20 protein-coding genes are annotated in these 21,148 nt (G+C 70.1%); 15 read left to right on the forward strand and 5 right to left on the reverse strand.

Annotation, left to right across the window (positions count from 1 at the left end; genetic code table 11):
* The first annotated feature begins 169 nt into the window (after positions 1–169).
* From ACYVJS_RS00795 to ACYVJS_RS00805, 3 genes are all read left to right on the forward strand, one after another.
* Positions 170–706 carry an RNA polymerase sigma factor gene (locus ACYVJS_RS00795; protein ID WP_460736837.1) on the forward strand — a complete coding sequence of 179 codons (537 nt, stop codon included), beginning with the start codon at positions 170–172 and terminating at the stop codon, positions 704–706.
* Positions 697–1,851: a hypothetical protein gene (locus ACYVJS_RS00800; RefSeq protein WP_460736839.1), complete on the forward strand. Its 1,155-nt coding sequence runs from the start codon at positions 697–699 to the stop codon at positions 1,849–1,851. The genes ACYVJS_RS00795 and ACYVJS_RS00800 overlap by 10 nt, the downstream gene beginning before the upstream one ends.
* Before the next feature lie 71 nt (positions 1,852–1,922).
* Entirely contained in the window at positions 1,923–3,680 is a 1,758-nt protein-coding gene (locus ACYVJS_RS00805; RefSeq protein ID WP_460736841.1) for a proline--tRNA ligase, read from the forward strand.
* 3 nt (positions 3,681–3,683) lie between these two features.
* On the opposite strand, the gene ACYVJS_RS00810 is transcribed toward ACYVJS_RS00805, so the two are convergent.
* Together ACYVJS_RS00810 and ACYVJS_RS00815 are read right to left on the reverse strand one after the other, a co-directional pair.
* Entirely contained in the window at positions 3,684–4,295 is a 612-nt protein-coding gene (locus tag ACYVJS_RS00810; protein WP_460736843.1) for an acetate uptake transporter family protein, read from the reverse strand.
* Between the two features lie 83 nt (positions 4,296–4,378).
* The gene (locus ACYVJS_RS00815) at positions 4,379–5,173 is read right to left on the reverse strand and encodes a DUF1206 domain-containing protein (protein ID WP_460736845.1); all 795 of its coding nucleotides are present in this window, start codon (positions 5,171–5,173) and stop codon (positions 4,379–4,381) included.
* 86 nt (positions 5,174–5,259) lie between these two features.
* Between ACYVJS_RS00815 and ACYVJS_RS00820 the strand changes: the two genes are divergently transcribed.
* The 5 genes from ACYVJS_RS00820 to rbfA all read left to right on the forward strand — a co-directional run bounded on the left by ACYVJS_RS00820 (position 5,260) and on the right by rbfA (position 11,845).
* The gene (locus tag ACYVJS_RS00820; RefSeq protein ID WP_460736847.1) at positions 5,260–7,095 is read left to right on the forward strand and encodes a lipase family protein; all 1,836 of its coding nucleotides are present in this window, start codon (positions 5,260–5,262) and stop codon (positions 7,093–7,095) included.
* Between the two features lie 72 nt (positions 7,096–7,167).
* Positions 7,168–8,154 (forward strand): transcription termination factor NusA, encoded by a 987-nt coding sequence (nusA, locus tag ACYVJS_RS00825; protein ID WP_460736849.1) that lies wholly within the window; start codon positions 7,168–7,170, stop codon positions 8,152–8,154.
* A 34-nt stretch (positions 8,155–8,188) separates the two neighbouring features.
* On the forward strand, positions 8,189–8,461 hold the full coding sequence (locus ACYVJS_RS00830) for a YlxR family protein (protein ID WP_460736851.1): 273 nt from the start codon (positions 8,189–8,191) through the stop codon (positions 8,459–8,461).
* A 59-nt stretch (positions 8,462–8,520) separates the two neighbouring features.
* Entirely contained in the window at positions 8,521–11,280 is a 2,760-nt protein-coding gene (infB, locus tag ACYVJS_RS00835) for a translation initiation factor IF-2 (protein ID WP_460736853.1), read from the forward strand.
* A 136-nt stretch (positions 11,281–11,416) separates the two neighbouring features.
* Complete coding sequence (gene rbfA, locus ACYVJS_RS00840) at positions 11,417–11,845, forward strand: 30S ribosome-binding factor RbfA (RefSeq protein WP_460736855.1); 429 nt, start codon at positions 11,417–11,419, stop codon at positions 11,843–11,845.
* Between the two features lie 4 nt (positions 11,846–11,849).
* On the opposite strand, the gene ACYVJS_RS00845 is transcribed toward rbfA, so the two are convergent.
* Together ACYVJS_RS00845 and ACYVJS_RS00850 are read right to left on the reverse strand one after the other, a co-directional pair.
* Entirely contained in the window at positions 11,850–12,347 is a 498-nt protein-coding gene (locus ACYVJS_RS00845) for a flavodoxin family protein (protein ID WP_460736857.1), read from the reverse strand.
* 72 nt (positions 12,348–12,419) lie between these two features.
* Entirely contained in the window at positions 12,420–13,286 is an 867-nt protein-coding gene (locus ACYVJS_RS00850) for an HhH-GPD family protein (RefSeq protein WP_460736859.1), read from the reverse strand.
* Positions 13,287–13,308: 22 nt separating this feature from the next.
* On the opposite strand from ACYVJS_RS00850, the gene ACYVJS_RS00855 reads away from it, so the two are divergent.
* The 5 genes from ACYVJS_RS00855 to ACYVJS_RS00875 are packed head-to-tail and all read left to right on the forward strand — an operon-like array spanning position 13,309 to position 16,694.
* Positions 13,309–13,980 (forward strand): nucleoside/nucleotide kinase family protein, encoded by a 672-nt coding sequence (locus ACYVJS_RS00855; protein WP_460736861.1) that lies wholly within the window; start codon positions 13,309–13,311, stop codon positions 13,978–13,980.
* Positions 13,980–14,885, forward strand: a complete 906-nt coding sequence (gene truB / locus ACYVJS_RS00860) for a tRNA pseudouridine(55) synthase TruB (protein ID WP_460736863.1) — start codon at positions 13,980–13,982, stop codon at positions 14,883–14,885. Before ACYVJS_RS00855 ends, truB begins: the two co-directional genes overlap by 1 nt.
* Complete coding sequence (locus tag ACYVJS_RS00865) at positions 14,882–15,250, forward strand: hypothetical protein (protein ID WP_460736865.1); 369 nt, start codon at positions 14,882–14,884, stop codon at positions 15,248–15,250. The genes truB and ACYVJS_RS00865 overlap by 4 nt, the downstream gene beginning before the upstream one ends.
* Before the next feature lie 38 nt (positions 15,251–15,288).
* Entirely contained in the window at positions 15,289–15,741 is a 453-nt protein-coding gene (locus ACYVJS_RS00870; protein ID WP_460736866.1) for a hypothetical protein, read from the forward strand.
* Positions 15,738–16,694: a bifunctional riboflavin kinase/FAD synthetase gene (locus ACYVJS_RS00875; protein WP_460736868.1), complete on the forward strand. Its 957-nt coding sequence runs from the start codon at positions 15,738–15,740 to the stop codon at positions 16,692–16,694. The genes ACYVJS_RS00870 and ACYVJS_RS00875 overlap by 4 nt, the downstream gene beginning before the upstream one ends.
* On the opposite strand, the gene ACYVJS_RS00880 is transcribed toward ACYVJS_RS00875, so the two are convergent.
* Complete coding sequence (locus tag ACYVJS_RS00880) at positions 16,663–18,054, reverse strand: MFS transporter (RefSeq protein WP_460736870.1); 1,392 nt, start codon at positions 18,052–18,054, stop codon at positions 16,663–16,665. The genes ACYVJS_RS00875 and ACYVJS_RS00880 overlap by 32 nt on opposite strands.
* A 94-nt stretch (positions 18,055–18,148) precedes the next feature.
* Between ACYVJS_RS00880 and ACYVJS_RS00885 the strand changes: the two genes are divergently transcribed.
* Both ACYVJS_RS00885 and ACYVJS_RS00890 read left to right on the forward strand, forming a co-directional pair.
* Positions 18,149–20,377, forward strand: a complete 2,229-nt coding sequence (locus tag ACYVJS_RS00885; RefSeq protein WP_460736872.1) for a heavy metal translocating P-type ATPase — start codon at positions 18,149–18,151, stop codon at positions 20,375–20,377.
* Between the two features lie 72 nt (positions 20,378–20,449).
* Entirely contained in the window at positions 20,450–21,052 is a 603-nt protein-coding gene (locus ACYVJS_RS00890; RefSeq protein ID WP_460736874.1) for a hypothetical protein, read from the forward strand.
* Positions 21,053–21,148 lie beyond the last annotated feature (96 nt).

A 21,148-nucleotide genomic window follows, 5' to 3' on the forward strand; every position in this document is an offset into this window, starting at 1 on the left:
GGGTCAAATCGCCGCGCCGTCCTGCGACGTCTGCACGATGCGTGGTGCAGATGCGAACGGGAGGGGCGCGTGGGGCATGCATGAGCGACCTGGCCGTGCACACGTCACGAGGTTCGGATGAATCTGCTCGGTTCGGGAACCGAACGCACCATGCCGGACACTTCAGAGTGTGAGAGATGCTGAAGCCGCGGTGTGGCAACGCGTGCGTGCCGGCGATGAGTCGGCGTTGGGGGATGTGTTCGATCTGCATCAGGAACGGGTGTTCCGGCATGCGTTCCGGTTGTTGGGGGACCACGAGGATGCGAAGGATGCGGTGGCGGTGGCGTTCTTCGAGCTGTGGCGCAAGCGCGGCGCGGTGCATGTGGTGGACGGCTCCGTGCTGCCGTGGCTGCTGGTGACGGTCGCTCATGCGGCACGGAATCTGGAGCGGTCGGCCAGGCGGTATCGGGCGCTGTTGGCGAAGACGCCGGCCGAGCGTCATGTCGATGGGCCGGCGACGTCGGACGACAGCGGGGTGCTTGCCGCACTGAAGAAGCTGCCGGAGCGGGAGCGGGCCGTTGTCGTGCTGTCGGTGCTGGAGGGCTTCTCCGAGCGGGAGGTCGCGGATGCTCTGGGTATTGCGCCCGGGACTGTCAAGTCGAGGTTGTCGCGGGCCAAAGCCAGGCTCCGCGACGAGATGGCCGAGGTGGAGGCGTCATGGGCGTGAACGACGACCGGCTCTCCGCCGGTGAACAGAACGAGCTGCGCGCGTTGGTGACCGCGGGCGCGGGCCGGATGCGAGCAGCCAGGCGCCGTCGGATGCAGGCGATCACGGGAGGCGCCGCGGTCGTGCTGGTCGCGGCGGTCGTCGGTGCGGTCGCGCTGACCGCGCTCGGCAGCCCGGACCGGATCGCCACCCCGATCGAGACCACCACGACGCCCACGCCCACACCCACTCTCGAACCGCAGCCGGAGCCGACGCTCGACCGCGGCGCTGTCCGACCGTTCGGCGGCTCCTGCGACAACATGCTGACCCTCCCACAGGTGAGCGAGTGGATGGGGGTCGAGATGCGCCAGGTCCCCGCGCGATGGGCTGACCCTGCGATGACGATCAGCGGCGGGATCACCTGCATTTGGGCCGTACCGGATGCCTATCTGTGGGGCTACACCGAGATCACGGTGCTTCCTGCCGTGATCTTCCTACCTTCAGAACCACCTCTCGAGCAGGGGGTCTGTGACGGGCGCGTGTGTCGCGCCGCGGCGGTCGTAGACGGTAACTGGATCGTCATCGAGTGGACGGGCTCTCCCGAGGGTGCAGAGGTCGATGTGCCGTCTGTCGGCCCCGGGGAGTTCGCCGAGCTCTTCGACATCCTGGGCGAGAATGCCGCGGAATTCCCCGCCTCGCGACCCGCTGAACCGCAGCCGAGTTGGTGGGCAGCGAACGGCTGCGATGCCATCGCTCCGAGGTTCGACCACCTCACCGCGAGCAAACCAAACTTGTCGGGCATGGCATTGCTCGAGATGCCTACCCGTGCGAGTCAGATCGCACATCCACAACTCGACGCGTGCAGTTGGGTCGCACCGGACAACCAGTCCATGTCGATCATCGTCATCCCCGGCGGCGGCGAGACGTACGACGCGATCGCCGGGTCGGAGTTCGCGCTCCTCGTGGACGTGTCGGGGAGCGATGGCGCCGTCGCCGTGCCGAACTATTTCGTCTGGGAAGGGAACGGAGTCGATGTGGTCGTGAAGAGCGGGGACAACCTGCTCATCGTCGGAAACAGCGGGATGGAGCAGACCGACGAGATGCGGGACTGGCTTGTGGCGCATGCCGCCGAAGCGCTCGCTGCCCTCAACGCCACGCTCGGCTGACGCCCGGGACACCCGGGCCGCCGTGAACCGTCGCGCTCACGGCGGCCCGCCGCATCCGTAGACTGGGAATCGTGGTCACACGTCTGTCAACGTTCTTTCTCCGCACGCTCCGCGAGGACCCCTCCGACGCCGAGGTCGCCAGCCACAAGCTGCTGATCCGCGCCGGCTACATCCGACCGCAGGCGGCCGGCATCTTCGCGTGGCTCCCGCTGGGGCTGCGGGTGAAGGCGAAGATCGAGACGGTCGTGCGCGAGGAGATGGCGGCGGCCGGTGCGCAGGAGGTGCACTTCCCGGCACTCATGCCCCGCGGCGCGTACGAGGCCACGGGCCGCTGGGACGAGTACGGCGACCTGCTCTTCCGTCTCCAGGATCGCAAGGGCGGCGACTACCTGCTCGCCCCGACGCACGAGGAGGCCTTCACGCTGCTCGTGAAGGATCTCTACTCGTCCTACAAGGACCTCCCGCTGACGATCTACCAGATCCAGGACAAGTACCGCGACGAGGCGCGCCCCCGCGCGGGTCTCCTGCGCGGCCGCGAGTTCACGATGAAGGACGCCTACTCGTTCGATGCGACGGATGCGGGGCTCGATGCCTCCTATCAGGCGCAGCGCGACGCCTACGAGCGCATCTTCCAGCGGCTCGGTCTCGAGTACGTCATCGTGCAGGCGGATGCGGGCGCGATGGGCGGATCCCGATCCGAGGAGTTCCTGCACCCCACCCCCGTCGGTGAGGACACCTTCGTGCGCTCCGCGGGAGGGTATGCGGCCAACGTCGAGGCGTACACGACGGCGGCACCGGAGGCCGGTCCGATCGAGGGCCTGCCGGAGCCGGTCGTCTTCGACTCGCCGAACACCCCGACGATCGCCACCCTCGTTGACCACATGAACGCCGTGCTCGAGGGCGAGTACACCGCTGCCGACACGCTCAAGAACGTGGTGCTCGCGCTCACGCACCTCGACGGTTCGCGCGAGCTCGTCGTCATCGGTCTCCCGGGCGACCGCGAGGTCGACGACAAGCGCGTCGAGGTCGCCTTCGCGCCGGCCGAGGTCGCGCCCGCCACCGAGGCGGACTTCGCGGCCCACCCGCTGCTGGTCAAGGGCTACATCGGGCCCTGGTCGCCCGAGGGCGCCGTGCTGGGCGAAGAGTCGGCCACCGGCATCCGGTACCTGCTCGATCCGCGCGTCGTCGACGGGACGAGGTGGGTCACCGGCGCCAACATCGACCAGAAGCACGTGCACTCGCTCGTGGCGGGCCGCGACTTCTTCGCCGACGGCACGGTCGACGTCGCGAACGTGCGCGAGGGCGACCCCGCCCCCGACGGCTCCGGCCCTGTCACGCTCGCGCGCGGCATGGAGATCGGGCACGTCTTCCAGCTCGGGCGCAAGTACGCCGAGGCGCTGGGGCTCAAGGTGCTCGACGAGAACGGCAAGCTCGTGACCGTCACGATGGGCTCCTACGGCATCGGCGTGACCCGCATCCTCGCGATCATCGCTGAGCTGAACAACGACGAGAAGGGCCTCATCTGGCCCGCGTCCGTCGCGCCCTTCGACGTGCACGTCGTCGCGGCGGGCCGGGATGCCGCGGTTTTCGAGCTCGCCGAGCGAATCAGCACCGAGCTCGAGTCCCGGGGCTTCGACGTGCTCTACGACGACCGGCCCAAGGTCTCACCCGGGGTGAAGTTCGGCGACGCCGAGCTGGTCGGCATCCCGCGCGTCGTCGTCGTCGGCCGTGATGCGGCCGAGGGGCTCGTCGAGGTGTGGGACCGTCGCACGGGCTCACGCGAGAAGGTCGCGCTCGAAACGGCGTACCGGCTGCTGCAGGAGGGCTGAGCCTCAGCTCTCGGACGCTGGCGCGTCCCGCAGCCAGGGGCGGCCGAGGGGCAGCAGGCGGCGGTGCATCGTTCGCCACAGGAACTTCTCGACGAGCATGTAGAGCGCCAAGGCGGATGCGGCCAGCAGCAGCACAGATCCGAGCGAGCCCAGAGTCGGCTCGCCGGTGAAGGCTCCGGCCGACTGCAGACCGAGTCCGCCGGCGACACAGATCAGGGTGGTGGGCAGGACCCGGTTGTGCAGCGCCCCCGGCACGGCGAACAGGAGCGCCAACACGGCGAAGATCAGCGAGAAGAGTCCGCGCGCCTGCGCGGTCACCTCGAAGAAGCCGAGCTCCTCGCCCAGCAGGAATCCGGGCACGACGATCCAGTACCAGCCGAACGCGTTGTAGACGATGAAGTGGAAGTCGTCGCCGATGAAGTAGGAGAGCATTCCGGCCGTCACTTGCACGACACCGCCGAAGGCCGCCCCGATCCAGAACACCGGATTCTCGTCCTGCAGTCCGAGGTGCGCGAGCTGCGCTGTCAGGGTCGCGATCACGAAACCGAGCAGCCCGATGAGGCCGGGATCCGCCGGCTGGAACGGGTAGCCGCGGAGGGTGGGGGACGACGTCATCTCGCTCCTTGTTCGACGGGTATCGTGCCAGCTTGCCGTCTCCGCGCGGACCTCGGCAACACGGTGGTCGGGCGCTGCGCGTCTCAGAGGCGGGCGTATCGCGCGCGGAACAGGCAGAACAGTCCGTAGGCGATCAGTCCGCCACCCACCGCGATCGCGATGAGCGGGCCCGCGGGCAGCTCGAGGAGGGACCGCACCGCGCCGTCCAGACCACCCGCCTCCTGCGGATCGACGCGGACCGCGGCGACACCCAGGAGCACGCCGACCGTCGCGAGCGAGACGCCCTTGGCCACGTAGCCGACGACGCCCAGCGTCTCGACCACGGCCCGCATCGCTCCGGCAGGCACCGAGAGTTTCTTGCGGAAGCCTCGTCGCACCCCGATCGCGCCGAACCCGATGCCCGCCACGAGAACGCCGACTCCCACCGCGCCGAGGATGAAGGGCCCGCCGGGGATCGACAGGACTCCGCTGCTCGTCTCCTTGATGCTCTCGTCTCCATCCGATCGGCCGCCGACGGACACGACGATCGCGATGATGCCGAGGGCCGCGAACGCAGCGGCCTGGCCTGCCTCTGACAATCTCTGGGTCCATGTGCCCTTCTCGCCCGCACCCGCGAGCGCGGCCACCGCGTGCCACAGCGCCAGCGCCAGGAGCGCGAGCGCCACCGCCCAGAGCGCGACGAGTCCGCCAGGTGAGGCCGCCAGTGCGCGGAACGCCCCGGACTGGTCGGCGTCCCCGTCTCCGCCGAACGCGACGGCGAGCACGATGCCTCCCAGCATGACGTGGACGAGGCCGGTCGCCGCGTAGCCCGCCTTCGCGAGCGTGCGCAGACGCGGGTCGCTCTCGAGACGCCGGGCGGTCTTCTTCGGGGTGCTCATCGACGCAGGATACGATCTCGCGCGCCCGGAGCCGAGGGGTTGCGGAGCATGCCGGTCCGCGGGTGTCGCGCGCCTACAATGTCCCGATGCCCGAACACGTTCCGCTGCGCCGCCGACTGCGGGTCAGTGCGCTGCCGGGCCTACTGGATGCGGCGCCCGCGCGGGTCGTGCTGCTCATCGGCGTCGTCGTCGTGGTGCTCGGCCTTCTCATCGTCATCCGTCCGCTCGCCTCCCTCGTGCTGCTCGGACTGTACGTCGGGCTGAGCGTCGTGGTCTCCGGCGTGCTCGAGCTGGTGTCGCGGCGCGCCGGACCCACCTGGTGGACGCGGCTGATCGCGCTGCTGTGGATCGCGGGCGGGATCGTCATCCTCGTCTGGCTCGGACGCAGCATCGAGCTGTTGCCTCCGACTCTCGCGGTGCTGCTCGTCGTCGGCGGACTGGCGTCCGTCGGCGACGCGCTCGCCCGCGGCGTTGTCAGCGTCCGCGTGCTCTCGGCCGTCTGGGGCGGCGCGCAGGTCGCGTTCGGCGTCCTGTCGCTGACCTGGCCCGATGTCACGCTGCTCGTCGTCGCGGTCGTCTTCGGTGTGCGCACCATCGTCTTCGGCATCGGACTCATCGCCCGCGGCCTCCGCGCCTTGAAGGGGCGTGTGCAGTCCGAGGACCGGGTACCGACGGCTCCCTCGCGCCGTCGCAGGGTCCTCCGCGCGGCGGGCCGCTACGCGTTGTCGTTCGTGCTCGTGGTCAGCACCGTGGGCGGCTTCGGCCTGAACGACTGGCTCCGCGAGGGCGCGCCCGTCGTCGACGCCTTCTACGATCCACCCGCCCACGTTCCCGAGGGGCACGGGCAGCTGATCCGCGTGGGCGAATACGGCGGGCGTGAGCCCGACCGCGGCGAGGTGCAGCGCATCCTGTACACGACGCGCTCATCGACCGGCGCACCCGCCGTCGGCAGCGGCATGGTGATCATCCCCGACGACCCGCCGCCCGGTCCCCGACCTGTGCTCCTGTGGAACCACGGCACGACGGGTGTGGCACGCGGTTGCGCGCCGAGCCTCGCCGACGGCACGGCGACGAAGTGGGCGATCCCCGCCCTCGAGCGCATGCTGGCCCGCGGCTGGGTCGTCGTCGCCCCCGACTACAGCGGTCAGGGCGCGCCCGGAGACTTCCCCTACCTGATCGGCGCGGGCGAAGCACATTCGGCACTGGATGCCGTGCTGGCCGCCGGCGAGATCGAAGATCTCGTGCTGTCGCCCGAGACCGTCGTGTGGGGGCATTCGCAAGGAGGTCACGCGGCACTGTGGACGACCATGCTCGCGCCGGAGTACACGCCGGGCATCGATGTGCTCGGAACAGCCGCGTTCGCTCCCGCCGCCGACCCCGTCGCTCTGGCGAGCGAGCTGACCGGGGGCGACGCGGGCGCGATGCTGACGGTGCTCGTCTCCTGGGTCATCGTGCCGTACGCGGACACGTACCCGGAGGTCCGGCTCGAGGACTACGTGACGACGGGGGCGCGCTCCTTCGTCCGAGAGATGACGCAGCGGTGCCTGAGCGAGCCGGGTGTGATGGTCTCGGCGCTGACGGCGCTGGGGCTGAGCGAGGACACCCCGTTCGACACCGCCGAGCTCACGCGCGGCGCCCTCGGACGCCGCCTGGAGCAGAACGTCCCGACAGGGCCCTGGGACACGCCGATGTTCATCGCATGGGGTACGAATGACGAGGTCTTGCCGACGAAGACGCAGCGCGACCTCGTGGACAGGCTGTGCGAGGCGGGGGAGCGCGTGCGCGCCGTGCCGGTGGCGGGACGCGGACATCAGGACATCCTTCAGCCGCGCTCCGGAATGCTGACCTCGCTGGTGCGCTGGACGAACTCGCTGCGCGCCGAAGTAGTGCCCGAGAGCGTCTTCGACGACTGCGGCGGATGAGGCCGGATCGGGTAACGTAGGGGGGATGCGGCGGCGTCGCCCCCCGCGAAGAGCTGAATATAGGAGGTCACCGTGGATATCGATCTCGGACTGCTGCGTACCGTCGAGCGCGAGAGGGAGATCCCCTTCGACGAACTCGTCGCCATCATCGAGCAGGCGATCCTGACCGCCTACGCGAAGCACACCTCGCCGAGCGGCGAGCTGCCCGAGGGCGCACGCTCGCACCTCGACCGCAAGACCGGCCACGTCGGAGTGTTCGTCCCCGTGCGCGACGAAGAGGGTGTCATCGTCGGAGAAGAGGAGAGCACGCCGGAGGACTTCGGCCGCATCGCCGCTTTCGCCGCCAAGCAGGTCATCAACCAGCGCCTGCGCGACATCGCGGACGACGCCGTGCTGGGAGAGTTCCGCGGCAAGGAGGGCGACATCGTCGCCGGCGTCATCCAGCAGGGCCCGAACCCTCGCATGGTCCACGTCGACCTCGGCACCGTCGAAGCGATCCTGCCCCCCGAGGAGCAGGTGCCCGGCGAGGAGTACCGTCACGGCTCCCGCATCCGCGTCTACGTGACCAGCGTCTCGAAGGGAACGAAGGGTCCGGCGATCACCGTGTCGCGCACGCACCCCGGGTTGGTCCGCAAGCTCTTCGCGCTCGAGGTGCCCGAGATCGCCGCCGGCGTCGTCGAGATCGTCGCGCTCGCGCGCGAGGCCGGCCATCGCACCAAGATGGCTGTTCGCACCGACGACCCGTCGATCAACGCGAAGGGCGCCTGCATCGGCGAACTGGGGCGTCGTGTGCGCGCCGTCACCGAGGAGCTGAACGGCGAGAAGATCGACATCGTCGACTACCACGCCGACCTCGCGACGTTCGTCGCCAACGCCCTCTCGCCCGCCAAGGTGACATCCGCGTTCGTGCTGGATCAGACCACGAAGGCGGTCCGCGCGCTCGTTCCCGACTACCAGCTGTCGCTGGCTATCGGCAAAGAAGGGCAGAACGCCCGGCTCGCCGCCAAGCTCACCGGAGCGAAGATCGACATCCAGCCCGACAGCATCCTGGAGAGCTGACGCGTCCCTGACCCCCTCGGTCGACAGGTGTAAGATGGAACCCGTACGAACGTGCGTCGGATGTCGCACGCGTGCTCCCCGGAAAGACCTCCTGCGTGTGGTCTGCGTGGATTCCACGCTCGTCATCGACGAGCGTGGGGCACTGCCGGGCAGAGGCGCGTGGGTCCACGAGACGCCCGAATGCATGGATGCCGCCCTGAGGCGCCGTGCGTTCGTGCGGGCATTGCGTGTGTCAGGCCCGCTTGACACGCAGACCATCGAGAAACGGCTGAATGGCTATGGACACAAAGTGAACGGCTCGAAATGAGACCCGTCCGCGACTAACGGTCTGCCCTGTCCTGGGTAGGCCCCCAAGACAGGAGAATTGTGGCAAAACCACGCGTGCACGAGATCGCTTCCGAGCTCGGCGTCGACAGCAAGGTCGCGCTTGCGAAGCTGAAGGAGCTCGGCGAGTTCGTCAAGAGCCCCTCATCCACCATCGAGCCCCCGGTGGCTCGTAAGCTCCGCGCTGCCCTCGAGGCGGACGGAGTCGCGGCGCCCGCCGCCGCACCCAAGCCCACGAGCGGCGCCCGTCCGGGCCCGGCTCGCCCTGCGGCACCGCGCCCGCAGGCTCCGACCCCCGCGGCTCCGGCTGCGGCGGTGGCCGAGACGCCGGCTCCGGCGCCGACAGCGCCTGCGGATCCCGCCACATCCGCACCGGCTGCTCCCGCCGCACCCGCGTCGGGCGCGACGCCCGCCGCGGCGACCCCCGGTGCGCCCAAGCCCGGTGCGGCTCCCAAGCCCGGCGGAGCAACCCCGCCGCGTCCCGGCGGCGCCCCGCGTCCCGGCAACAACCCGTTCGCGAGTGCGCAGGGCATGGGCCAGCGCCCGGCCGGCCCCCGCCCGGGCAACAACCCGTTCGCGAGTGCGCAGGGTATGGGCCAGCGCCCCTCGCCCGGCAACATCCCGCGTCCGCAGGCTCCGCGTCCCGGTGCCCCGCGTCCCGGCGCTCCGCGTCCGGGCGGTGCGGGCCGTCCCGGTGGCGGCGGTCGTCCCGGTGCTCCGTTCCAGCAGCGTCCCGGCGGTCCCGGTCGTCCCGGCGGCGCCGGCGGCTTCCAGCGCCCCGGCGCTCCCGCGGGCGGCGGCTTCGCCGGTCGTCCCGGCGGCGGCGGTGGCCGTGGCCGTGGTCCCGGCGGCGGCACCGCAGGTGCCTTCGGTAAGGGCGGCGGCAAGTCGCGTCAGCGCAAGTCGCGTCGGGCGAAGCGGCAAGAATTCGAGATGCGGTCGGCGCCGGTCGTCGGCGGCGTCAACGTCCAGAAGGGCAACGGCGAGATCATTCGCCTGCGTCGCGGTGCCTCCATCGCCGACTTCGCGGACAAGCTCGAGGCGCTGCGCGGATACACCGTGCAGCCCGGAACGCTCGTGACCATCCTGTTCAACCTGGGTGAGATGGCGACGGCGACCGAGTCTCTCGACGAGGCCACCTTCGAGGTGCTCGGCGAGGAACTCGGCTACAAGATCCAGATGGTCTCACCCGAGGACGAGGACAAGGAGCTCCTCGAGGGCTTCGGTCTCGACCTCGAGGCCGAGTTGGAGGCGGAGAGCGAGGACGACCTCGAGATCCGTCCTCCGGTGGTGACCGTCATGGGTCACGTCGATCACGGTAAGACCCGACTGCTCGACGCCATCCGCCAGACGAACGTCGTGGCGGGTGAGGCTGGTGGCATCACCCAGCACATCGGTGCGTACCAGGTGTGGACCGAGCACGAGGGCATCGAGCGCGCGATCACCTTCATCGACACCCCGGGCCACGAGGCGTTCACCGCCATGCGTGCCCGTGGTGCGCAGGTGACCGACATCGCCATCCTCGTGGTCGCCGCCGACGACGGCATCATGCCGCAGACGGTGGAGGCCCTCAACCACGCGCAGGCCGCTCAGGTGCCGATCGTCGTGGCCGTCAACAAGGTCGACAAGCCCGATGCCAACCCGGCCAAGGTGCGTCAGCAGCTCACCGAGTACGGCCTCGTCGCCGAGGAGTACGGCGGCGACGTCATGTTCGTCGACGTCTCGGCTCGCCAGGGGACCAACATCCAGGAGTTGCTGGACGCCGTCCTGCTGACCGCGGATGCCGGCCTCGACCTCACGGCCAACCCGAACAAGGCTGCGCGCGGTGTCGCGATCGAAGCGAAGCTCGACAAGGGCCGCGGTTCGGTGGCGACCGTGCTCATCCAGTCCGGAACGCTGCGCGTCGGTGACGCGATCGTCGCGGGAACGGCCTACGGCCGCGTGCGCGCCATGATCGACGAGAACGGCGACCCGGTGGAGGAGGCCTGGCCTTCTCGCCCGGTGCAGGTGCAGGGTCTGAACTCCGTCCCGCGCGCGGGCGACGTCTTCATCGTCACCGACGAAGACCGCCTGGCCCGCCAGATCGCGGAGAAGCGCGAGGCCGCCGAGCGCAACGCCCAGCTGGCCAAGGCCCGCAAGCGCATCTCGCTCGAGGACTTCACCCGCGCGCTCGAAGAGGGCAAGGTCGAGTCGCTCAACCTCATCATCAAGGGTGACGTGTCCGGTGCCGTCGAGGCGCTGGAGGAGTCGCTGCTCAAGATCGAGGTCGACGACTCCGTGCAGCTGCGCATCATCCACCGCGGTGTGGGTGCGATCACCGAGTCGGACATCAACCTGGCGACGATCGACAACGCGATCGTCATCGGGTTCAATGTCCGTCCCGACACGAAGGCCCGCGAGCGCGCCGCGCGCGAGGGAGTCGATGTCCGCTTCTACTCCGTCATCTACAACGCGATCGATGACGTCGAACAGTCCCTCAAGGGCCTGCTCAAGCCGGAGTACGAAGAGGTCCAGTCGGGTGTCGCCGAGATCCGCGAGGTGTTCCGCTCCTCGAAGTTCGGCAATATCGCCGGTGTCATCGTGCGCTCGGGAACCATCACCCGCAACGCGAAGGCCCGCGTCATCCGCGACGGCGTCGTCATCGCGGACGGTCTGGCGATCGAGTCGCTGCGCCGCTTCAAGGACGACGTCACCGAGGTGCGTACGGATTACGAAGCCGGTATCGGCCTCGGCAAGTACAACGACATCCAGATCGGCGACGAGATCGAGACGACCGAGATGGTGGAGAAGCCGCGCGGCTGATCCGGCGTTTGCTACGGACTCGGATGTCCGTCCTCGGCAAGAACGGGGCCCTGCCCCGATTGCCTCGGACGGACATCCGAGTCCTCCGCAGTTTCCGAGTCCACGCTGGTGGGTTTGAGAGAGGGAGAAGAAGGACATGGCCAGTGAACGGCAGGCGAGACTCGCCGACCGCATCCGCGTGCTCATCGCCGAGCGGCTCGAGAAGGGGCTGCGCGATCCGCGCCTCGGCTTCGTGACGATCACGGACGTGCGTGTGACGGGCGACCTGCAGCACGCGTCGGTGTTCTACACGGTGCTCGGCTCCGAGCAGGAGCGTCTCGACTCCGCAGCGGCTCTGACCGCTGCGACGGGCATGCTGCGCAGCGAGGTGGGCCGCAAGCTCGGCGTGCGGTTGACGCCCACGCTCGAATTCATCCCCGACGGCGTCCCCGAGAACGCCGGTCACATCGAAGACCTGCTGCGCGAGGCGCGCGAGCGGGACAGCGCTGTGGCAGGGCTGGCGGCATCGGCGCAGTACGCCGGTGACGCCGACCCCTACGTCTCCAGTGAGGACGACGAGGACTGATTTCTCAACGGGACGCCGTCAACGCGCGTCCCCACGCGAAGGCCCGTTCGAGCTCTCCCTGCTCGAGCGGGCCTTCGCGTGACGTCACCACGAAATCGGCGGTGTCGGACACGACGAGCGCACGGCGCCTGGCCGCGCGCGCTATCGACCTCGCGGCCGAGCCCACGATGAACGATCGACCCTGACGGGTGTCGAAGGCGGCGACCCGGGCCGGCGGGCTCTCCACGACGACCGTGGCGAGCCACTCGCGGACTCCCGGCGCGTGAGGGACAGCGGCACCGTGGGAGCGCGCTTCGGCACGGCTCGACGGTGTCGGCAGCGTGAACGCATGGGTCGGGGCGCCGATGAGGAGCAGGCCGAGCGACGGGGCGAGGGAGGAAGGTGCGTCCGCGACCGCGCACAGTGTGAGCCCGTCGGAACGCTCTCCGGCGCCGCGGGCGATCTCCTCGGCCACCTGACGAGTGTTGCCCCAGAGCGATTCGTAGACGATCAGCGTCTCCACGCCCCGCACGGTACCCCTACGGGACGGTGACCGCCTGCCCCCCGACCGGGATTAACAGAGCCGCGCCGAGTCTCAGCGCGGCAGGCGGAGCTCACCGTCGACGGCCTCCGCGAGCCCGTCCGCGACGAGCGAGTCGATGGCGCGATCGCGTTGGAGGGCGTCGGGCCAGTCCGCGGCCACGTTTTCGATGGCGACTGCATGATCGGATGCCTCGCGCAGCTGCTTGAGGACCGCGCCGCGCGCCTGTCGGTCGCTGCCCTCATACCGGGCCTGTCGCCGGCGGGTGTCGCCCGTGTCGGGATAGCCCGTCGCACGCCATGCGCACATCGCGCGGAGCGGACACTCGGTGCACCGTGGACTGCGTGCCGTGCACACGAGCGCGCCGAGTTCCATGGCGGCGGCGTTCACGACCGCAGACGTGGCCGCATCCGCGGGGAGCAAAGCGTCCATCGCCGCCAGGTCACGCCGCGAGGGCGGACCCGGTTGGGCCCGGCCGTCGATCGCACGCGCGAGGACGCGCCGGGTGTTGGTGTCGACGACGGGGTGGTGATCGCCGTACGCGAAGACGGCGACCGCGCGCGCCGTGTAGTCGCCGATCCCGGTGAGGGCGAGGAGCTGATCGACCTCGCGCGGCACGACGCCGTCGTGTCGATCCCGGATCTCGACCGCCGCGCGGTGCAGCCACAGCGCGCGACGGGGGTAGCCCAGATTCGCCCACTGCCGGACGGCGTCGGCCGGCGCCGCCTTCGCGAGTGCCGCGGGCGTCGGCCACAGGGCGAGCCAGGCATCCAGGTGGGGGATCACTCGGTTCACGGGGGTCTGCTGGAGCATGAACTCGCTGACGAGCACGCCCCACGCGCCGAATCCGGGCGCGCGCCAGGGAAGATCGCGCGCGTTGTCGCGGTACCAGGCGACGAGCGCTGGGGCGAGGTCCGGCATCCCTCCAGCCTAGGCTGGAGACATGCGCCCACCGATCTCGCAAGAACAGGAAACGTTGCTCGGGGAGCTGCGTGCGGAGCTGCGCCAGCACCATCGTCGAGGCCGGCTGCTGGTCGCGGTGGACGGTCGGGACGGTGCGGGCAAGACTCTGTTCGCCGATGCGCTCGCGGATGTCCTGCGCGACGACGGCTCGAGCGTGTTCCGCGCATCCGCGGACGACTTCCACCGCCCACGCGCCGAGCGCTACGCGCGGGGTCGCACCTCCGCTGAGGGACACTACCGCGACTCCTACGACAACGACGCGCTGCTCGATCGGCTGCTGCGGCCGTTCCGCGCGGGCACGCGCTTCGTGACGGCCACGCATGACCTCGACGAAGATCGTCAGGTCGAGGTCGAGGTCGAACCAGCGCCCGCCGACGCGATTCTCGTGGTCGATGGACTCTTCCTCCTGCGACCGGAACTCCGCGACGTCTGGAACTGGTCGGTGTGGCTCGATGTGCCCCTTGACGTGGCTTTCCCGCGTGTGGCGGAGCGCGACGGCACCGACCCCGACGCTCTTGCAGCGTCCAACGCGCGCTACCGGGAAGGCTTCGAGCTCTATCTGCAGGACGGCGACCCGCGTGGCCGCGCGAGTGCGATCGTCGACAACACCGATCCTTCGCATCCGATTCGCGTCTTCCGGGATTTCTGCTGATGGCCGGCGAGGCAGCGCCGACCGGCGTGCTCCTGGTCGACAAGCCCGGCGGACTCACGAGTCACGACGTCGTCTCGCGCACCCGTCGCGCGCTGAACACGCGCAAGGTCGGACACGCGGGCACGCTCGATCCGATGGCGACCGGGCTGCTCGTTCTCGGCGTCGGCGGGGCGACACGGCTGTTGACCTACATCGTCGGGCTGGATAAGACCTACGAGACCACCATCGTGCTCGGCGCGAGCACGGACACCGACGACGCCGACGGCACGGTTGTGGAGCGTTCCGATGCGGCGAGGCTTGCCGCCGTGACGGACGAGGAGATCCGTGCCGGCATCGCCGACCTGACGGGAGACATCGAGCAGGTGCCGAGTACGGTGTCGGCGATCAAGGTCGCGGGCCGACGTGCGTACGATCTGGCGCGCGCGGGCGAGGACGTGGTGCTCGCAGCGCGCGCCGTGACCGTCTCGCGTTTCGAGGTGCTCGCCGTCCGTCGCCGCGACGGCGCTATCGAGCTGGATGCGGTGATCGACTGCTCCAGCGGCACGTACATCCGCGCCCTGGCGCGGGATCTCGGAGCAGCCCTCACCGTCGGCGGACATCTCACAACACTGCGCCGGACCCGCATCGGCGCGTTCGATATCGCAAGCGCCGTCGACCTCGAGCACATCGACCACCAGGCCCTGTTGGAGCCCGCAGCCGCCGCAGCCCTTGCGCTACCCACGCTCACCGTCGGCGACGACGAGGCGCGCGATCTGCGCCACGGCAAGCGCCTCAGCGGAGCCGCTTCGAGGGTGTCCGCCACCCCGGCTGCCGCGATCGGCTCGGACGGCACCCTGATCGGCGTGCTGGAGCGTCGAGGCGCCGACCTCAAGAGTGCGATGAACATGCCGGAGGAACAGTCGTGATCCTCTGGTTCGCGCTCGTGCAGGTCGCCATCGCCGCGGTCGCGGCGCTCGTGTGCACCATCCTGGGACTGGCGGGGAGGCGCCCCAGTGATCTCAGCGTCGGCGCGCTCGCTCTCGTGGAGCTCCTCCTGATCGCTCAGATCATCGTGGCGATCGTCTCGCCGCTCGCGGGCAACCCCATCTCCGGAAGCGCGCTCGAGTTCTGGGTGTACCTGGTCTCCGCGGCGCTGATTCCTCCGGCCGGCGTCTTCTGGGCGCTGCTCGAACGCAGCCGCTGGAGCACCGTCGTGATGGGCGTGGCCGCGGGGTCCGTGGCGGTGATGGTCTGGCGGATGCAGGTGATCTGGAGCGGGATCGGCGCCTGAGCCGGTCGCGCGGCGCCTCGATCTAGGATTGTGAGGTCATGGCACCCGCGAACCGCCCCCGCATCACCGGCCTCGGCCGCGTGCTGGTCGCGGTGTACGCGGTGCTGGCCCTCGCTGCCACGGGCCGATCGCTCGTGCAGATCGTGGAGCGATTCGATGCGGCGCCGCTCGCGTTCACACTGTCGGCGATCTCGGCGGGTGTCTACATCCTCGCGACGGCGGCGCTCATCTTCTCGCACTCGCGCTTCTGGTACGCCGTCGCATGGATCGCCATCGTCTTCGAGATGGCCGGGGTGCTGGTGGTCGGCTCCGTCAGCCTGTTCCGGCACGACCTGTTCCCGGAGGAGACGGTCTGGAGCTGGTTCGGCTCCGGCTACGTCTTCGTGCCGCTGATCCTCCCGTTCGTCGGCGTCTGGTGGCTGTTTACCCATCGGCCCGGGCGCGTGGCGGCCACGCCTGCTCCCGCCCGTGTCGAAAGGTCCGTCTGGTGATCGTCTTCCACGGGCCCCAGGAGGTTCCCGCAGGCTTCGGGCCGTCCGTCGTCGCGATCGGCAAATTCGATGGCGTGCACGCGGGACACCGCGTCCTTCTCGAGCGCGCCAAGGTCGAGGCAGCGGCGCGCGGGGCCAAAGTCGTCGCCGTCACCTTCGACCGCAATCCGCTCGCCCTGCTGCGACCGGATCGTTGCCCGGAGAACCTCGTGGGCGTCACGCAGAAGCTCCGCCTGCTCGCCGAGACCGGCATCGACGCAGCGATGGTGCTCACGTTCGACGCTGCGCTGGCGGACCTGGAGCCGCGGGAGTTCGTCCGGGGCGTCCTTGTGGAACCCCTCGGCACCTGCGCCGTCCTCGTCGGCAACGACTTCCGGTTCGGTCGTGGGGGAGCGGGAGACCCGGAAACGCTCGAACGACTCGGCGAGGAGTTCGGCTTCAGCGTCGGCGTCGTCGACGACGTGAGCGCGATCGACGGCGGGCGACGGGTGTCATCGACGTGGGTGCGCGAACTGCTGGCCGAGGGTGACGTAGAGGGCGCGGCGAAGCTGCTCGGCCGCCCGGCATCCGTGCGCGGCGAGGTCGTCCACGGCCTCAAACGCGGACGCGAGCTCGGATTCCCGACCGCGAACCTGAGCCCGTCGTTGGAGGGGTTCGTCCCCGCCGACGGTGTCTACGCCGGATGGCTCGTGGACGAGGCGACGGGGTTGCGTTCGGGGACGCGCTATCCCGCCGCGATCTCGGTGGGCACGAACCCGACCTTCGACGACGTGCCGACACGCCAGGTCGAGGCGCACGTGCTCGACGAGCAGGGGATCGATCTCTACGGCCACGAGGTGGACGTGCAGTTCGTGCAGCGTGTGCGCGGAATGGTGGCGTTCGAGGGCATCGACGCGCTGATCGCCCAGATGGCGGATGACGTCACGCAGGTGCGTCGGATGCTCGGCGCATAGCCGAGTCCGTGCCGCCTCGGATGCCGAGTGCGGACGCGAGGGCGCCGACCGTCATGAGCACGGCGACGAAGACCATCGCGGTGTGAAGACCCGCAAGATCCAGCACATCGCCGACGATCACGCCGATGGCGGCGACGGCGAGGAGTCCCGCCACTCGTGCAACGGCGTTGTTGACCGCGGAAGCGATCCCCGAGCGCTCGGAGGTCACGGAGCCCAGCACAGCGGCGGTCAGCGGTGCGACGGTCAGGGTCAGGCCGATCCCGAACAGCACCATGCCGGGCAGCACCTGCGTGAAGTAGTCGAATGGTTCGCCCACGCTCAGGAGGAGGAGGGACCCCGCCGCCATGGCTGCCGGCCCGACCGTCATGAACCATCGGGGGCCGAGCTTCCCGGCCCAGGCTCCCGCACGCGAGCTGAAGGCGATCATCAGAAGCGTCGGCGGCAGGGATGCGAGCCCCGCCACGGTCGCCGAGAGATCCGCCGTCTGCTGCAGGTAGATGGTCAGTACGAGCCCGTTGAGCGAGAGGCCCGCATAGACGAAGAACGTCGTGAGGTTGCCTGCCCAGAAGTTGCGGGCGCGGAACAAGGACAGCGGCATGACCGGTGACGGCGCGACGCGTTGCCGCCAGATGAATCCGGCCAGCAGGAGCAGGCCGCCGATCGCGCCGGCCCAGACCCACGGAGAGTCCGCGCCCAGTCGAGGTTGCTCGATGAGCGCGAACACCAAGGCCCCCAGGCCTGCCGTGCTGAGCGCCGCGCCTAGCGCATCGATCCGCGCGCCGGGCGTACGCAACTCCGGGATGCGGGTCAGGAGCAGGAGGGTGGGTACGACGGGAAGAACGGTCACCACGAACACCCAGCGCCAGGAGAGGAGATCGACGAGCAGGCCGCCGACGAGGGGGCCGACGAGGGTGGCGACGGTGGTCGCCCCGGTCCAGATCCCGATCGCGCGGGAGCGCTGGGCGCCCTCGAAGCGTGCGGTCAGCAGAGCGAGCGAGCTGGGGACGAGGAGCGCACCGCCGACACCCTGGACCGCCCTGAGTGCGATGAGCCACCCTGCACTGGGGGCGAAGGCGAGAGCGAGTGAAGACGCACCGAAGATCAGGAGCCCGATGCGCAGAATCCGCACCCGTCCGAAGGCGTCGCTCAGAGAGCCGGCGACGAGGATGAACGCCCCCAGCGTCACGAGGTAGGCATCCACCACCCACTGCTGCGTCGCGAGGCCGCCGCCGAGCTCCCGGGAGATGGCGGGCAGTGCCACGTTGACGATGGTGCCGTCGAGGAACGACACGAAGGAGGCGAGAACGGCGACGCCGATGACGACACCGGCGCTCGCGGGCATGTTCTGACGGGTCGCCATGCTGCACACGCTACGCCCTGCCGTCGACGGCGCGCACGCGTCGCGGAATACCCTAGGGGGGTATATGGTTGCGGAGGGCGAGGAGGATGGCAACATGCACGATGACGGCAGCACCACCCGTGAGGCGGTCCTGGACATCGAAGGAATGACCTGTGCCAGCTGCGTGGCGCGGGTCGAGAAGCGACTCGCTGCGGTCGAAGGCGTGGCGGCGGCGGTCAACCTCGCCACCGAGTCCGCTCACGTGAGCTATCCCGCCGACCTCCCGGAGGAGCGGCTCGTGGAGGCGGTCGCTCAGGCCGGCTATACGGCCCGCGTCCGGCCCATGCACACGCGCACCCATGCCGAAGGCGGGCACGTGCATGAGGTGGAGGATGTGCCCGGGGGCACCACCCTGCGTACGCGCCTGATGGTCAGCACCGCCCTCGCGATTCCCGTCGTCGCGCTCGGGATGGTTCCGGCGTGGCAGTTCCCCGGATGGCAGTGGCTTTCGCTCGTGCTCACGGCTCCCGTGGTGCTGTGGGGCGGATGGCCGTTCCACCGTGCGACGTTCGCGAACCTCCGCCACGGTGCGCTGACCATGGACACGCTCATCACCATCGGCACCTTCGCCGCATTCGGATGGAGCCTGTGGGCCCTGCTGTTCGGATCCGCCGGGCGTTGGGGCATCCGTCACGAGGTCGTCCTGATCGGCCCGGTGCACGACGCCACCTCGCTCGTCTACTTCGAGGTGGCCGCCGCCGTCACGGTCTTCCTGCTGCTCGGACGCTACATCGAGCAGCGGTCGCGCCGCGCGGCCGGTGCGGCGCTGCGCGCGCTCGGCGAGCTGACCGTGCCCGAGGTGGAGCTCGTCGACGGGCGCACGGTGCCGCTGGAGGCGCTGCGTCCGGGAGACGTGTTCGTCACGCGTCCGGGCGCGACGCTGGCAACCGACGGCACGGTCGTCGACGGACGGGCGGATGTGGACGAGAGCATGCTCACCGGCGAGGCTGTTCCCGTTGCCGTCGTGCCGGGATCCGCGGTCACCGGCGGCACCATCGTGCACGGCGGCGCGCTGAGCGTACGGGCGGATGCGGTCGGCGCCGACACGCGGCTCGCACGCATCGCCCAACTCGTCGAGAACGCGCAGATGGGCAAGAGTCGCGTGCAGCGCCTGGCGGATCGGATCTCCGCCGCCTTCGTGCCGATCGTCATCGCGCTGGCGGTGCTCACCCTCATCGGATGGATCCTCGCGGGCGGATCGGTCGCCGAGGGGTTCGTCGCGGCCGTCGCCGTTCTCATCATCGCCTGCCCGTGCGCTCTCGGGCTCGCCACCCCCGTGGCCATCCTCGTCGGCACCGGTCGCGGTGCGCAGCTCGGCATCCTCGTGACCGGACCCGACGCTCTCGAGAACGCGCAGCGTATCGACACGGTCGTGCTCGACAAGACCGGTACCGTCACGACCGGGCGGATGCGCGTGCGCCGCGCGGTGGTCGCGCCCGGCGTCGACGAGGCACGGGCGCGACGCATCGTCGGCGCCCTCGAGGCCGGTTCGGAGCACCCGGTCGCCCGCGCGCTCGCCCTCCCGGATGCGCCGGTCGTCGCCGACGTCGCGGCCGTCCCCGGGCGTGGTGTGGTCGGCGAGGTCGAGGGGGTCCGCGCGTTCGCCGGGAACGCCGCGCTCGCCGCGGCTGAGGGGGCCGAGCTGCCTGCCGAGCTCGCCGGCGCCCTCGGGGACAGCGTCGGGACCAACGTCATCGTGGGGTGGGCCCTCGACGACGGACGCATGTACGCCGCTGCCGTCTTCGAGCTGGAGGACGCGGTGCGCGAGGATGCGGCCGAGGCGGTCGCCGAGCTCTCCGACGCGGGCATGCGCGTGCTCCTGCTCACCGGCGACGCAGAACCCGTGGCCCGTCGGGTGGCGGCAGAGGTCGGGATCGGTGAGGTGAGGGCGCAGGTCGGCCCCGAGGGCAAGCTCGCCGCGATCACGCAACTGAAGGCGGAAGGACGCCGCGTGGCGATGGTGGGCGACGGGGTCAACGACGCCGCCGCTCTCGCCGCATCGGATCTGGGGATCGCGATGGGGGCGGGAACGGACGCCGCGCGCCATGCCGGGGACATCACGCTGACCGGATCGCGGCTCAGTCAGGTCGGCACCGCGCTGGGGCTCAGTCGCCGGGTGATGGCTGTCATCCGCGGCAACCTGTTCTGGGCCTTCGCATACAACGTCGCCGCGCTCCCGCTGGCGGCATCCGGCCTGTTGAACCCGATGATCGCCGGCGCCGCGATGGCCTTCTCCAGCCTGTTCGTCGTGCTCAACAGCCTGCGGCTGCGCAGGGCCGGCTGACGACGGCGCGGCTGCGAGGGAGTCCGGGACGCTCCGTCTAGTGTCGAAGCTGTCCCATTCTCGGAGGTTGTCGTGATCCGCATGTCCCGTTCTCTCGGCGCCGCAATCGGCCTGTGCGCGGTCGTCCTGGCGCTGACCGCGTGCGTACCCGAGCCTTCGACGACGCCATCGCCGTCCGGCTCGACATCGCCATCCGAGTCATCCACCTCTGGTGCGACCCCGTCGCCGTCCTCGTCGTCGACGCCCCGCCCGCAGGCGCAGGAGATCGAGCTGCCGGCCTCGTGCGACGCGCTCTACTCCGCGTCGATGCGCAGCCGTCTCGACGCCGAGCTGCTGCCGCTAAACGATGCAGGCGTCGACCTCGCGTCGACCCAGGTCGAATCTCTGCGGGGCCTGATCGACTCGGGTGTGCCCACCCTGCGCTGCACGTGGGGCACCGCGGCCGGCGCGGCGCTCGCGACGAGCGTGACGATCGTGGATCCCGCCGATGCCCCGCGCATCCAGGACATGCTGGCCGCCGCGGGCTTCGTCTGCTCCGACAACTCGGGCGGGATCCTGTGCGCGAACGGCAACGAAACGGACTTCCTGCGCGGCAACGGCTGGGTCGCGACGTCGTGGAGCGCGAGCGCACCGGACGGGTACACAGAGGACATCGCCGCCACGCTCTGGGGCTGAGACTGCGCCGCACCCCGGGATGCTCTAAACTGTCAGCGTCGGCCCGGATCCCTGCATCCACGTCAGGCCCGGTCGACTCTCTCGCGTACGAGCCGG

This window comes from Microbacterium neimengense (assembly GCF_054782995.1).